The 12,992-nt window shown below is 68.7% G+C and carries 10 protein-coding genes; 4 read left to right on the forward strand and 6 right to left on the reverse strand.

The genetic code is table 11. The features are described from left to right. Window positions 1–617: 617 nt before the first annotated feature. The 3 genes from hydA to BKK80_RS02110 all read right to left on the reverse strand — a co-directional run bounded on the left by hydA (window position 618) and on the right by BKK80_RS02110 (window position 4,225). The gene (gene hydA, locus BKK80_RS02100) at window positions 618–2,039 is read right to left on the reverse strand and encodes a dihydropyrimidinase (RefSeq protein ID WP_071010654.1); all 1,422 of its coding nucleotides are present in this window, start codon (window positions 2,037–2,039) and stop codon (window positions 618–620) included. A gap of 44 nt (window positions 2,040–2,083) precedes the next feature. Beyond that, a complete protein-coding gene (locus BKK80_RS02105; RefSeq protein ID WP_071010655.1) occupies window positions 2,084–2,812 on the reverse strand; it encodes a maleate cis-trans isomerase family protein in 729 nt (242 codons plus the stop codon). 114 nt (window positions 2,813–2,926) lie between these two features. Further along, the gene (locus tag BKK80_RS02110; RefSeq protein WP_071010656.1) at window positions 2,927–4,225 is read right to left on the reverse strand and encodes an MFS transporter; all 1,299 of its coding nucleotides are present in this window, start codon (window positions 4,223–4,225) and stop codon (window positions 2,927–2,929) included. A 198-nt stretch (window positions 4,226–4,423) separates the two neighbouring features. Between BKK80_RS02110 and BKK80_RS02115 the strand changes: the two genes are divergently transcribed. The 3 genes from BKK80_RS02115 (at window position 4,424) to BKK80_RS02125 (ending at window position 7,507) form a co-directional block, all read left to right on the forward strand. Continuing rightward, window positions 4,424–5,152 carry a GntR family transcriptional regulator gene (locus tag BKK80_RS02115; protein WP_071068546.1) on the forward strand — a complete coding sequence of 243 codons (729 nt, stop codon included), beginning with the start codon at window positions 4,424–4,426 and terminating at the stop codon, window positions 5,150–5,152. Continuing rightward, a complete protein-coding gene (locus BKK80_RS02120) occupies window positions 5,149–5,997 on the forward strand; it encodes a fumarylacetoacetate hydrolase family protein (RefSeq protein WP_071010658.1) in 849 nt (282 codons plus the stop codon). The genes BKK80_RS02115 and BKK80_RS02120 overlap by 4 nt, the downstream gene beginning before the upstream one ends. A gap of 223 nt (window positions 5,998–6,220) precedes the next feature. Further along, entirely contained in the window at window positions 6,221–7,507 is a 1,287-nt protein-coding gene (locus BKK80_RS02125) for a M20 aminoacylase family protein (RefSeq protein WP_071068547.1), read from the forward strand. A gap of 1,156 nt (window positions 7,508–8,663) precedes the next feature. Here the strand turns inward: BKK80_RS02125 and BKK80_RS02130 are convergent. Continuing rightward, window positions 8,664–9,503 carry an AraC family transcriptional regulator gene (locus BKK80_RS02130; protein WP_071010660.1) on the reverse strand — a complete coding sequence of 280 codons (840 nt, stop codon included), beginning with the start codon at window positions 9,501–9,503 and terminating at the stop codon, window positions 8,664–8,666. Window positions 9,504–9,609: 106 nt separating this feature from the next. On the opposite strand from BKK80_RS02130, the gene BKK80_RS02135 reads away from it, so the two are divergent. Continuing rightward, window positions 9,610–10,866 (forward strand): MFS transporter, encoded by a 1,257-nt coding sequence (locus BKK80_RS02135; protein ID WP_071068548.1) that lies wholly within the window; start codon window positions 9,610–9,612, stop codon window positions 10,864–10,866. Window positions 10,867–10,961: 95 nt separating this feature from the next. Here BKK80_RS02135 and BKK80_RS02140 read toward each other — a convergent pair whose 3' ends face one another. Together BKK80_RS02140 and BKK80_RS02145 are read right to left on the reverse strand one after the other, a co-directional pair. Next, entirely contained in the window at window positions 10,962–12,272 is a 1,311-nt protein-coding gene (locus tag BKK80_RS02140; protein WP_071068549.1) for a M20/M25/M40 family metallo-hydrolase, read from the reverse strand. A gap of 107 nt (window positions 12,273–12,379) precedes the next feature. Next, the gene (locus tag BKK80_RS02145; protein WP_083383907.1) at window positions 12,380–12,970 is read right to left on the reverse strand and encodes a MarR family winged helix-turn-helix transcriptional regulator; all 591 of its coding nucleotides are present in this window, start codon (window positions 12,968–12,970) and stop codon (window positions 12,380–12,382) included. Between the last annotated feature and the right edge of the window lie 22 nt (window positions 12,971–12,992).

Raw genomic sequence — 12,992 nt, forward strand, 5'->3', positions numbered from 1 at the left:
CAAAGAAAGTAGGCAAAGAAAGGCGACCCGGGTGCGGCGACCCCCCCTCGCGAATGGGCCCCGGCCGCCGCGCCCGTCCGAACTCGCGGCCTGCGGCCGCTCAGACAGCGGACGGGCTTCATCGGCGGCCGGGGCCCATTCGCGAGGCGCCGCACACGGGAGGGAAAGGCCAAACCGTTGGTATGCGAGCGGGCTTGCTCTTGCATGCTGGCTTGGCTGGTTGAGCCTTCGTGTTCGGCCAGCTCGCTGGCCGAACACCCCCCACCCGAAGCGAAGCGAGGCGTGGCGTCTGTTCCCTGCCGTGTGCGGCGCCTCGCGTGCTGAGGCAAAGAGCGGAAAAGAGGGCCCCCTGTCTGAGGATCGCCTTAAGGCGATCCGAGTTGGGGCCCGGCCGCTCTTTGCCTCAGCACGCGAGGGGGTGTTGAGCCGCACCCGGCGCGCCTTCTTTGCCTACTTTCTTGGCAAGACAAGAAAGTAGGTCGGCTCCCCGCAGGGGAGTCGAAACAGGCTTTTGCCTCGCACACCGACATCGCCCCAACCAAAGCACCAAGTCACGAGAACCGAAACAGGCCGTTGCCCCGCAAACCGACACCGCTCGAACCAAGCATCGAACCCCCTCAATCCATCACCGGCACCCCCGCCGCCAAAAACCTCCCCCGCCCCGCCAGGGGCTCCAGATACCTCCCCCCCTCCACCAGCATCTCGCCCCGCGAGAAACAGTGCACCGGCCACCCGGTCACCTCGATCCCCTCATAAGGCGTGTAGTCCACCGCATGATGCAGCTCCGCATTGGCGATGCGCACCTTGCGCGCCGGGTCCCACAGCACGATGTCGGCATCGGCGCCGACCGCGATGGTGCCCTTGCGCGGGTACAGGCCGTACAGCCGCGCCGGCCGGTAGGAGGTCAGGGCGACGAACTGGTGCAGTGTCAGCTTGCCGCGCGCGATGCCGTCGAACAGCAGAGGCAGCCGCGTCTCGATGCCGGGCACGCCGTTGGGGATATGGTCGAAGGACGGGCGTTCGCCGCCAGGCTGCTTGCCGGCCGGGTCGTCGTAGTTGAAGGGCGCGTGGTCGGAGGAGAACACGCTGAACACGCCGCCGGCCAGCGCGCGCCAGACCGCGGCCTGGTTCTCGAAGTCGCGCGGCGGCGGGCTGCACACGCACTTGGCACCTTCATAGCCATGGTCGCCGGACAGGCCCATGTCATCGGCGGTCAGGTAGAGGTATTGCGGGCAGGTCTCGGCGAGGATGCGCAGGCCGCGGCCCTGGGCCCAGCGGATCTGTTCGATGGCTTCCTGGCCGGAGACGTGCACGATCAGGATGGGCACGTCGACCAGTTCGGCGAAGGTGATGGCGCGGTGGGTGGCTTCGCGCTCGACCGCGGCCGGGCGGGCCAGGCCGTGGAAGCGCGGGGCGATGCGTCCTTCGCCGATCAGCTTGTCGGTGAGCCAGGAGATGCAGTCGGCGTTTTCCGCGTGCACCATCACCAGCGCGCCGTTCTCCTTGGCCACCTCGAGCACCGACAGCATCTCGCGGTCGGACAGCTTGAGGTCGTCGTAGGTCATGTAGACCTTGAACGAGGTGTAGCCGCGGCGGATCAGCGCGGGCAGTTCCTCGCGCAGCACCTTCGGCGTGGGGTCGGCGACGATCAGGTGGAAGCCGTAGTCGGCCACGGCGCGTCCTTCGGCGCGGCGGTGGTAGTCGTCCACCGCGGCCTGCAGCGAGCCGCCTTTCTCCTGCGCGGCGAAGGGGATCACGGTGGTGGTGCCGCCGCACACGGCGGCGCGCGTGCCGGTGAAGAAATCGTCGGCCATGCGCAGGCCGTCGGGCATCGGCTGGTCGAGGTGGCAGTGGCCGTCGACGCCGCCGGGCAGCGCGAGCAGGCCGGTGGCATCCACTTCGCGCGCGCCGCGCGGCAGGTCGTGGCCGAGCACCGCGATGCGGCCGTCGCGTACGCCGATGTCGCACTGGAAGCGGTCCGATGCGGTCACCACGTCGGCGTTGCGGATGACGAGATCGAGGGTGTCGTGGGCGGGCATGGTCTGGTCTCCTGTTGCTGTCGTTGCCTGTCTGCGGCGCGGGCCTATTCGACTTCGCGGAAGAGCCGGCCCCAGCCGGCCAGCGCGCGCGTGTCCACGCCGGCCAGGCGCAGCGATTTCCACACCACGGTGGCGATGGTGTCGTACACCGGGATGCCGGTCTCCGCCTCGAGCGCTTCCACCAGGTGGGCCGCGCGCAGGTTGGTGCAGAAGGTGGTGATGGCCTGCGGACGCGTCTGCGCCAGCTCGCGCACCATGCGCGCGATGGTGGCTTCCTCGACCTCGGCGAAGCTGTAGTTGACGTGCAGGTCGAGGTGGCGCTCGGCCACGCAGTCGAAGCCGCTGCGCGCGTAGTTGGCGACGATGCGCTGCTGCACGTCGGCCAGGTAGGGCGTGGCCAGGCCGAAGCGGCGTGCCCCGGTCTTGTCGAGGATCTCGTTGAGCGCCAGCACCGAGGTGGTGGCGGGGATGCCGGTGGCCTCGGTGATCTGGCGGCACAGCGCTTCGTCGCGCTCGAAGCCGAGCCAGCCGGACGAGGTGCCGTTCCAGCCGATCACGTCGACGCGCGCATCGGCCAGCAGTTGCGCCGCGCCCAGGATCTTGTCGAGGTCGAACTGTCCCAGGGCCTGGTCGCGCAGCGAGATCTCGGTGACGGTGAAGCGCGAGAAATGCGCGCTGACACCCGGCAGGCCGCTCACCATGGCGCTGGTGATCGGTTCCAGCGCGGTGTTGGAGGACGGCGTCAGCATGCCGAGGCGGATGGGTTTGCTCATGGTTCTGCTCTCAGGAGGTGGCGCGCGGTCGCGGCCGGGAGGGCCGCGCCGCCGCGTTTGTCGTTGTCTCTGTCGTGGAGGTGCCGGGGGGCGCCGGCCGTGGCCGGCGCGGCGTCACACCGGCAGCTTCTTCTCGTAGTCGATGGCGGTCGAGGCGATCAGCAGGCCCACGCCGGCGGCGGCGAAGAACATCAGCGCCAGGAAGTAGGAGCCGGTGTACTGCACGATCATGCCGACGATGATGGGCACCGAGATGCCGCCGATATTGCCGCCCAGGTTCATCACGCCGCCGAGGAAGCCCACCTTGTCGCGGGTGCCGAGGATGGACGGGATGCACCAGAACAGGCCGCACCAGCGCAGGAAGAACAGCGTGGACGACAGCAGCGCCACCACCACCACCGCGTCCTTGACGTAGGCGACCGAGAAGATCGACACGGTGGCCACCACCGCGGCGATGCCGAATAGGGTGCGCATCACGCGGTTGGGCGAGCCGCCGGCGGCCTTCCACTTGTCGGCGATCCAGCCGCCGATCAGTTCGCCGACGAAGCCGGAGAAGAAGATGATGAAGCTGGCGCCGCCCATGGCCTTGATGTCGAAGCCGTGCACCTTGTTCAGGTAGTTCGGCATCCAGGTCAGCAGGCCGTAGAACACGGTGTTGAAGCACATCCAGCCGAGCGCCATGCACCACACCGAGCGGTACTTGAAGAAGTCGAGCGAGCGGCCCGACAGGTTGGCGGGTTCGGCGCGGTGCTCGCTGGCCTGGGCCTCCTCGATGTACTTCGCCTCGATCTCGTTGACGCCCTTGTGTTCGCGCGGATGGTTGCGGATGTAGTACCAGGCCCACATCCCGGCCAGCACCGTGCCGCCGCCGGCCACCACGAAGGACAGGCGCCACGAGCCCAGCGCGGTGATCAGCCAGGTGATGAGGATGGCGCCCAGCGCCGCGCCCAGCGGCGCGCCGCCGTCGAGCAGGGTGGCGCCGCGGCCGCGCTCGTTCTGCGTCATCCAGATCGCGTTGAGCTTGCCGCCGGCCGGGTATATCGGCGCTTCCGCCGCGCCCAGTCCCAGGCGCGTCAGCAGCAGCGCGGTGGAACTGGTGCAGACCGCGGCCAGGGCCTGGAAGGCACCCCAGAACACGGTGGCGGTGGCGATCACGATGCGCGGCTTGTACTTGTCGGCCAGCATGCCGCCGGGCACCTGCATCAGGGCATAGGTCCAGAAGAAGGCGCTGAGGATCAGGCCCTGCATGGTCGGGCTGAGGTCGAATTCCTTGGCGATCAGCGGCATCGCCACCGAGAGCGAGGCCCGGTCGATGTAGTTGATCGCGATGAGGAACAGCATCATCAGGAAGATCTTCCAGCGCACGGAGCTCCTGGTCTCCGCGAGCGCGCCGGCCCGGCTGGTGGTTTGCATGACGTTTGTCTCCTAGGTTCCTTGGGGTGGAAGGGGGCTGTTATGGAATGGGTGTCGCGCAACAGGCCGGAGTATAGGATACGTAATCTGTAATTACAATCTATGTAAGTTACTGATTTTATTATGATGCAAGCGCACATTTTTGGTGTGTGATAGCCTTGCGCTGGTGCATTCGCCCCGTCTGTCCCCCTTTTGGTGATGTCTGTGACACAAACGCTTGCTTCCACCCCGCGCCTGCGCACGCTCGGCATGTCGGCCGAAATCGCCGCCCGGCTGCGGACCATGATCGAGGAGGGCGAGCTGCCGCCTGGTGCCCGCGTCGACGAGCGCGCCTTCTGCGAACTGTTCGATGTGTCGAAGACGCCGCTGCGCGAGGCACTCAAGGTGCTGGTCGCGGAGGGGCTGGTGCTGCACCGGCAGTACATCGGCTATCGCGTCGCGCCGCTCGACCTGGACGAACTGCGCGCCACCTTCGAGACCCTGCACGGGCTGGAGGCGCTGGCCGGCGAGCTGGCGGCCGCGCGGCTGTCCGAGGCCGCGCTGGCCAAGCTGGAGCGGCGCCACCAGGCCATGGTCGAAGCCCACGCCGCCGGGCGGCGCACCGAATACTTCCGCATCAACCAGGAGATCCACCAGGTCATCATCGACGGTGCCGCCAACCCGGTGCTGGCCGGCATCTATGCCGCGCTGATGAGCAAGGTGCACCGCGCGCGCGGCGCCGCCAACGCGGACACCCTGCGCTGGCAGGAATCGCATGAGGAACACGAAGCCATCATGGCCGCGCTGCGCGAGCCCGGCCGCCCGCGGCTGGCCGCGGTGCTGCGCCACCATTCCGAGAACACCGCAAGAGAAGTGCTGAGCGTGGTCGAGCGCAGCTTGTCCGAGCCCGCCCGACGCCTGGCCAACGACAACCGAGGACAACGATGAAACTAGTACGAGTGGGCAAGCCCGGCGCCGAGCGCCCAGGCCTGATCGACGCCGAGGGCCGCGTGCGCGACCTGTCGGGCGTGACCGGCGGGATCGGCGCGGCCGACCTGTCGCCGGCCGGGCTGGCCCGGCTGGCGCAGGTGGACGTGGGCGCGCTGCCGGTGGTGGAGGGCGAGCGCTTCGGCGTGCCCTGGAGCGGCATCGGCAAGATCGTGGCGATCGGCCTGAACTATGCCGACCACGCCGCCGAGGCGGGCATGCCGCTGCCGGCCGAGCCCATCGTGTTCCTCAAGGCCAACAGCTCGCTGAACGGTCCGGACGACGCTGTGATGCTGCCCTTCGGCTCGGTCAAGAGCGACTGGGAGGTCGAGCTCGGCGTGGTGATCGGCACCACCGCGCGCAACGTGGCGCGCGAGTCGGCGCTGCAGCATGTGGCCGGCTACTGCGTGGTCAACGACGTCTCCGAGCGCGAGTTCCAGATCGAGCGCGGCGGCACCTGGGACAAGGGCAAGGGCTGCGACACCTTCTGCCCGGTCGGCCCCTGGCTGGTCACCCGCGACGAAGTGGCCGACCCGCAGGCGCTCGGCCTGTGGCTGGAGGTCAACGGCGAGCGTGTGCAGCAGGGCAGCACCGCCACCATGGTGTTCGACGTGGCCACGCTGGTCAGCTACGTCAGCCGCTTCATGACGCTGCACCCCGGCGACCTGATCTGCACCGGCACGCCGCCGGGCGTGGGCATGGGCTTCAAGCCGCCGCGCTTCCTCAAGGCCGGCGACACCATGCGCCTGGGCATCGACGGCCTGGGCGAGCAGCGCCAGGGCGTGGTCGCCTACGGCGAACTCTGAGGCCGCGGCCGGCCGGGTTTCCCACCCGGCCGCCGGGCCCGGGCAAGTTCCGCAGCGAAACGTTTTCACACAAAGCCTGAGGTTTCCACACAAAGCGTGCCGCGGCCGCAACAGTCGCGGCATCGGATGCGCCCCAATCGGATAGAAAGCGGGCCGCGGCATTCCCCTGGCGATTTCAGCGTGAAATACTGTGTTCACAAGTCTCGTCAGAAAGAGCATCGCCATGTCGGAACACGCCCCCGAGCTCGAGACGCTTCTCGAGCGCAATACTCGCAACACCCCCGCCCCCGCCACCGATATCCCTGACGGTCCCCCGCTGCAGCAGGCCCTGGCGCGCCACCGCCGCTACTGCGAGCTGGGCGACACGCTCGACAGCCGCGACGAGCTGCAGGCCATCCGCCACCGCATCCACCAGAACCCGGAGCTGGCTTTCCAGGAACTGCAGACCGCCGAACTGGTGGCCAGCCGCCTGGAAGCCTGGGGCTACGAGGTGACACGCGGCGTCGGCGGCACCGGCGTGGTCGGCACCCTGCGCAGCGGCGAGGGCGGGCGCAGCATCGGCATCCGCGCCGACATGGATGCCCTGCCGATCCAGGAACTCACCGGGCTGCCCTACGCCAGCGCCAACGCGGGCCGCATGCACGCCTGCGGCCACGACGGCCACACCACCGTACTGCTGGGCGCGGCGCGCCAGCTGGCCCGCACGCGCCGCTTCCGCGGCACCGTGCACCTGATCTTCCAGCCCGCCGAGGAAATCGGCGCCGGCGGCGGCGCCGAACGGATGCTGGCCGACGGCCTGTTCGAGCGTTTTCCCTGCGATGCCATCTTCGGCCTGCACAACCATCCGGGGGTCGAGACCGGCACCTTCATGTTCCGCACCGGCCCGCTGATGGCCGCCTGCGACACCGTGGTCATCACCATCCGCGGCAAGGGCGGCCATGCCGCCCGCCCGCACCAGTCGGTCGACCCGATCCTGGTGGCCGGCAGCCTGGTGATGGCGCTGCAGTCCGTGGTGGCCCGCAATATCGATCCCAACGAAACCGCCGTGGTCACCATCGGCACGCTGCACGCCGGCCATGCCGCCAATGTGATTCCCGACAGCGCGCGCATGGAACTGAGCGTGCGCTCCTTCTCGCCCGAAGTGCGCGCCGCGCTCGAGAGCCGCATCCGCCAGATCGTCACGGCCCAGGCCGAAAGCTACGGCGCCAGCGCCGAGATCGATTACCAGCGTGGTTATCCGGTGCTGGTCAACAGCGAGGCCGAGACCGAATTCGCGCGCCAGGTGGCGGAGGAACTGGTCGGGCCGGACAAGGTGGTCGCGCCCTGCGCGCGCGTGGCCGGCAGTGAGGACTTTGCTTACTTCCTGCAGCAGCGGCCGGGGTGTTTCGTGCGGTTGGGGAATGGGGTGGGCAAGCCTTTGCTGCACAACGCGGGTTATGACTTCAATGATGCGTTGTTGACGGTGGGGGCGGCGTATTGGACGAGGTTGGTGGAGCGGTATCTGGAGTGAAGTAGGGTCTTTTTGCTTTTTGGTGATATCGGTTTGCGTGGCAACGGCCTGTTTCGGCTCTCGTGACTTGGTGCTTTGGTTGGGGCGATGTCGGTGTGCGAGGCAAAAGCCTGTTTCGACTCCCCTGCGGGGAGCCGACCTACTTTCTTGTCTTGCCAAGAAAGTAGGCAAAGAAGGCGCGCCGGGTGCGGCTTAAAACCCCCTCGCGTGCTGAGGCAAAGAGCGGCCGGGCCCCAACTCGGATCGCCTTAAGGCGATCCTCAGACAGGGGGCCCTCTTTTCCGCTCTTTGCCTCAGCACGCGAGGCGCCGCACACGGCAGGGAAAGGACGCCACGCCTCGCTTCGCTTCGGGTGGGGGGTGTTCGGCCAGCATGCTGGCCGAACACAATGGCTTGGCAGACCAAGGTATTCCGCAAGAACAAGCCGAACCGCATACCGAAGGTTTGGCCTTTCCCTCCCATTCGCGAGGGGGTTTCGCTGCACCCGGGAGGGAAAAGCCAACCGTTGGTCCGCGAGCGGGCTCGCTTTTGCGTAACGGCCAGATTTGCTGAGGCTTTGTGTTCGGCCAGCTGGCTGGCCGAACATCTATCTCCGAAGCGCTGGACAGAGTGCAAAAGCGAAAGCCAAGCCATCGGTCTGCCAACGAGTTCGATATAGCGTGAAGGCTTGGTCTGCTGAGCTTTCGTGTTCGGCCAGCGAGCTGGCCGAACACCCGTCACCCGAAGCGAAGCGAGGCGTGGCATCTGTTCCCTGCCGTGTGCGGCGCCTCGCGTGCTGGGGCAAAGAGCGGAAAAGAGGGCCCCCTGTCTGAGGATCGCCTTAAGGCGATCCGAGTTGGGGCCCGGCCGCTCTTTGCCCCAGCACGCGAGGGGGTGTTGAGCCGCACCCGGCGCGCCTTCTTTGCCTACTTTCTTGGCAAGACAAGAAAGTAGGTCGGCTCCCCGCAGGGGAGTCGAAACAGGCCGTTGCCTCGCACGCCGACATCGCCCGAACCAAAGCACCAAGTCACGAGAACCGAAACAGGCCGTTGCCTCGCACACCGACATCGCCCGAACCAAAGCACCAAGTCACGAGAACCGAAACAGGCCGTTGCCCCGCAAACCGACAACGCCCGAATCGAAGCCCCAAGCCCCAAGCCCCAAGCCCCATTCCCCCTCACCGAAAAAACCCACTAGGCGGCACCCCGAACTGCCTCCTGAACATCGTAGAAAAAGCACTCGGACTCTCATAACCCAGATCCAACGCCACATCCACCACCTTGACCCCGGCCGCCAGCCGCTCCAGCGCCGCCAGCAGCCGCGCCTGCTGGCGCCACTGCCCGAAGGTCATGCCGGTCTCGCGCGCAAAGCGCCGCTGGATGGTCTTGGGATCGACGCCGAGCCGCCCGCCCCACTGCGCCAGCGTGAGCGCGGTGTCGGGCGTGGCGGTGATGGCTTCGCAGATCTGCCGCAGGCCGGCATCGGCGGGGCGCGGCAGGTGCAGCGGCAGGGTCGGCACCAGCATCACTTCGTCGAGCAGCAGCCGCATCAGGCGCCCGTCGCGCGAGTCCGGCGCGTAGGTGGCGGGGATGTCGATGGCGGCCAGGATCAGTTCGCGCAGCAGGGCGGAGATGCCCAGCACGGTGCAGCCCTGCGGCAGGCCGGCCGCGGCATCGGGGCGCACGTAGGCGGTGCGCATCTGCACGCGGCCGACCATGCGGATCCAGTGCACCGTGCCGCCCGGCATCCACATGCCGCGCGTGGGCGGCACGATCCATTGGCCTTCGCCGGTGGAGACCACCATCACGCCGTGCACGGCGTGGATCAGCTGGGCATGGGGGTGCTGGTGCGGCTTGGTCACATGGCCGGGCAGGTAGTCGGCCGCCATGGCGGTGACCGGCATCGGGCCGCGGTCGTAGCGGACGTAGGCGGGGGTTTCGGCGTAGGTGTCGGCGCGGGCCAGGGCGGCCGGGTCGGGGGCGGGGGCGGGCGGCAGGCGGCGGGTGGGACGGGTCATGTCCGTTTCTCCAATGTTCCGGACCTATTCTCGCAGGACAGGCGTCGCGGCGGCAATTAGCATGGCCGTCACGATTCCCTTGAAGCGACCTCAGAGAGCGCCCCCAATGTCCACGCCTGCCCAATCCGCGCCGCCGGGTGCGGCCCAGCCAGCCCAATCGGCCCAATCGGCCCATCGTGCCGCCGATGCCGAGCGTACCGGTTTCCGCGTCCTGTCGGCGATCAGCTTCGCCCACTTCCTCAACGACATGATCCAGTCGCTGATCCTGGCGATCTATCCCATGTTGAAGGGGGGCTTCAACCTGAGCTTCGCCCAGATCGGCCTGCTGACGCTGACCTACCAGATCACCGCCTCGCTGCTGCAGCCGGTGGTGGGCCTGTACACCGACCGCCATCCCAAGCCTTTCTCGCTGGCGGTGGGCATGGGCTTCACGCTGTGCGGCCTGCTGCTGCTGTCGGTGGCACCGACCTACGGCGTGCTGCTGGTGGCGGCCGCCCTGGTCGGGACCGGTTCCTCGATCTTCCATCCGGAGTCGTCGCGGGTGGCGCGCATGGCGTCGGGCGGGCAGCACGGGCTGGCGCAGTCGATCTTCCAGGTGGGCGGCAACGGTGGCAGCGCAACCGGGCCGCTGCTGGCGGCGTGGATCGTGCACCAGCAGTCGAACCTGGCCTGGTTCTCGCTGGCGGCGCTGCTGGCCATCGCGGTGCTGTGGCAGATCGGCGGCTGGTATGCGCGCCAGCTCGAGCACGGCGCGCGCAAGCGCAAGGCCGGCGCCGGCACGCTGGCGCCGCTGCCCACCGCCACGGTGGTGCGGGCGATGGTCGTGCTGATGCTGCTGATCTTCTCCAAGTACTTCTACATGGCGAGCCTGAACACCTACTACACCTTCTACCTGATGGAGAAGTTCGGGCTGGCGCGCGAGAGCGCGCAGCTCTACCTGTTCGTGTTCCTGTTCGCGGTGGCCGCCGGCACCATCCTGGGCGGCCCGATCGGCGACCGCATCGGCCGCAAGCGCGTGATCTGGGGCTCGATCCTGGGCGTGGCGCCGTTCACGCTGATGCTGCCGCATGCCAACCTGTTCTGGACCGGCGTGCTGTCCTTCATCATCGGCTTCATCCTGGCCTCGGCCTTCTCGGCCATCCTGGTGTTCGCGCAGGAGCTGATCCCGGGCAAGGTGGGCATGGTGTCCGGCCTGTTCTTCGGCTTCGCCTTCGGCATGGGCGGCATCGGCGCCGCGGTGCTGGGCCGGCTGGCCGATGCGCAGGGCATCGAGTCGGTCTACCAGCTGTGCGCCTTCCTGCCGCTGCTGGGGCTGCTGGCGGTGTTCCTGCCCGACCTGCGGCATCGGCAGGGCAAGGCCTGACGCCGCTGCGGCGGTCAACGGATCACAGATAACGGAAAACGGGGGCGCCTGCCCCCGTTTTTCTATGCCGGTGCCGGTCCCGCGCGGCGCGTGGCTCAGCGCCCGGTCTTGTCCTGCGACACGTCCATGATCATGCGCGTCAGCAGGTAGAGGCGCGGCGCCACCGAGTTGAGGTCGACGTACTCGGCATCGTTCGAGTGCGCGCCGAAGCCGCGCAGGCCGAAGCGCTCGATCACCGGCGCCTTGGTGGCGGCGGCGGCGAAGGCCGCGTCGGTGCCGCCGCCCTCGGCGGTGTCGAACACCGCCAGCTTCTCGCCGATCTCGGCATAGACCGTCTGTGCGTGCGCGGCCAGCGCGCGCGAGGCCGGCGTGGCTTCCAGCGGCGGGCGGCGGCGCTCGAACCTGACCTCGACCTTGGTGTCGGGGATCAACTGGTTCTTGATGCGTTCCTGCAGCTTGCGCTCGAGCGCGTCGTAGTCGGCCGTGCGCAGCACGCGCACGTCGGCCTGGGCGCTGGCGATGGCGGGGATCACGTTGCGGTTGGTGCCGGCCGAGGCGATGGTCCAGTTGACCTTCAGCCCGCTCGCCGGGTCGGACAGGTCGCGCATCTGCAGCACCTGGTGCGACAGTTCGTAGAGCGCGTTGCGGCCCTGCTCCGGCGCGCCGCCGGCGTGCGAAGCCTTGCCCGTCACCTTGAGCTCGACGGCGCCGATGCCGCTGGTGGCCAGCGACAGGCGGTCGCCGTTGACGCGCGTGGCCTCGCACGAGAACACCGCGTCCTGCTCGGCGCCGAGCCGGCTCAGCATGGCGCGCGCGCCGGGCGAGCTGATCTCCTCGTCGCCGTTGACCAGCACGGTCAGCGTGCCGTAGTCCTGGAAGTTCATCTTCTTCAGCACCGCCAGGGTGTGCAGGATCACCGCCACGCCGTTCTTGTCGTCGGCGATGCCCAGCCCGTAGGCGCGCTCGCCGTCGATGCGGAAGGGTTGCTGCGCCAGCATGCCGCGCAGGTAGACCGTATCCATGTGGGCGATCAGCATGATCTTGCGCGTGCCCTTGCCGCGGAACTGCGCCAGCACCATCTTGCCGACCTTCTGCGGCGTGTCTTCCATGCGGTAGACCTCGCCCGGCTCGACCAGCCTGGCGTCGCCGCCGAGCGCCGCCAGGCGGTCGCGGATCAAGGTGGCGATGCGATCCAGGCCTTCGAGGTCCTTGCTGCCCGACTCGATCGAGACCAGGTCCTTGAGCGTATCGAGCAGGGCCGGCTTCTCCTGCTGCGACAGCTGCCAGGCCGGTTCCACCGGCGCGGCGTAGGCGCCGGCCGCGAGGCTGGCGCACAGCGCGGCGCAGGCGGCCAGCGCGGCGGGGCGCAGGGCGTGGATCAGGCGGGGGGAAGACGAGGGGCGCATGCGTGGGACTCCGTGGGCAGGGTGGAAGGACAGCGGTAAGCAAGAAGCGCGCGCACCCGGCCGCCGCCGCAGCAGCGGCGGCGCGGTCGGCGCGCCGGGGCGCGGCTTCAGGCCGGCGGTTCGAAGGACAGCAGCAGGCGCCGCAGCAAGCCGGCCAACTGCTCGCGCTCGGCCGGCGCCAGGCCGGCCAGCAGGCGGTGCTCGTTGGCCACGTGGATCTCCAGCGCGCGGTCCACCCGTTCGAAGCCGGCCGGCGTCAGTTCGATGCGCAGGCCGCGGCGGTCGTCCGGGTTGGGGCTGCGGCGCACCAGGCCGGCGCGTTCCAGGTGGTCGAGCCGGTTGGTCATGGTGCCCGAGGTGATCATCAGCGATTCCATCAGCGCGCCCGGCGACAAGGCGTAAGGGGCGCCGCTGCGGCGCAGCGTGGCGAGCACGTCGAACTCCCAGCCGTTCAGGCCCGCCGTGGCCAGCGCGGCTTCGACGGCGCGGTCGGTATGGCGGTCGAGGCGCCACAGGCGGCCGATCACGCCCATCGGCGAGGCATCGAGGTCGGGCCGTTCGCGCGCCCATTGCGCCAGGATGCGGTCGACGCGGTCGGCCGGGTCGGGCTGGTGGGGGGCAGGTGCGCCGCCGTCGCGGCGCGCGGCGGCGCGGCGTGCGGGGCCGGCGGGGGAGGGTTTGCTGGAGCGTGTGGCCATCGCGGTGGTGGGCCAAAGGTCG

The organism is Cupriavidus malaysiensis (genome assembly GCF_001854325.1).
In the GTDB taxonomy this organism is placed as follows: domain Bacteria; phylum Pseudomonadota; class Gammaproteobacteria; order Burkholderiales; family Burkholderiaceae; genus Cupriavidus; species Cupriavidus malaysiensis.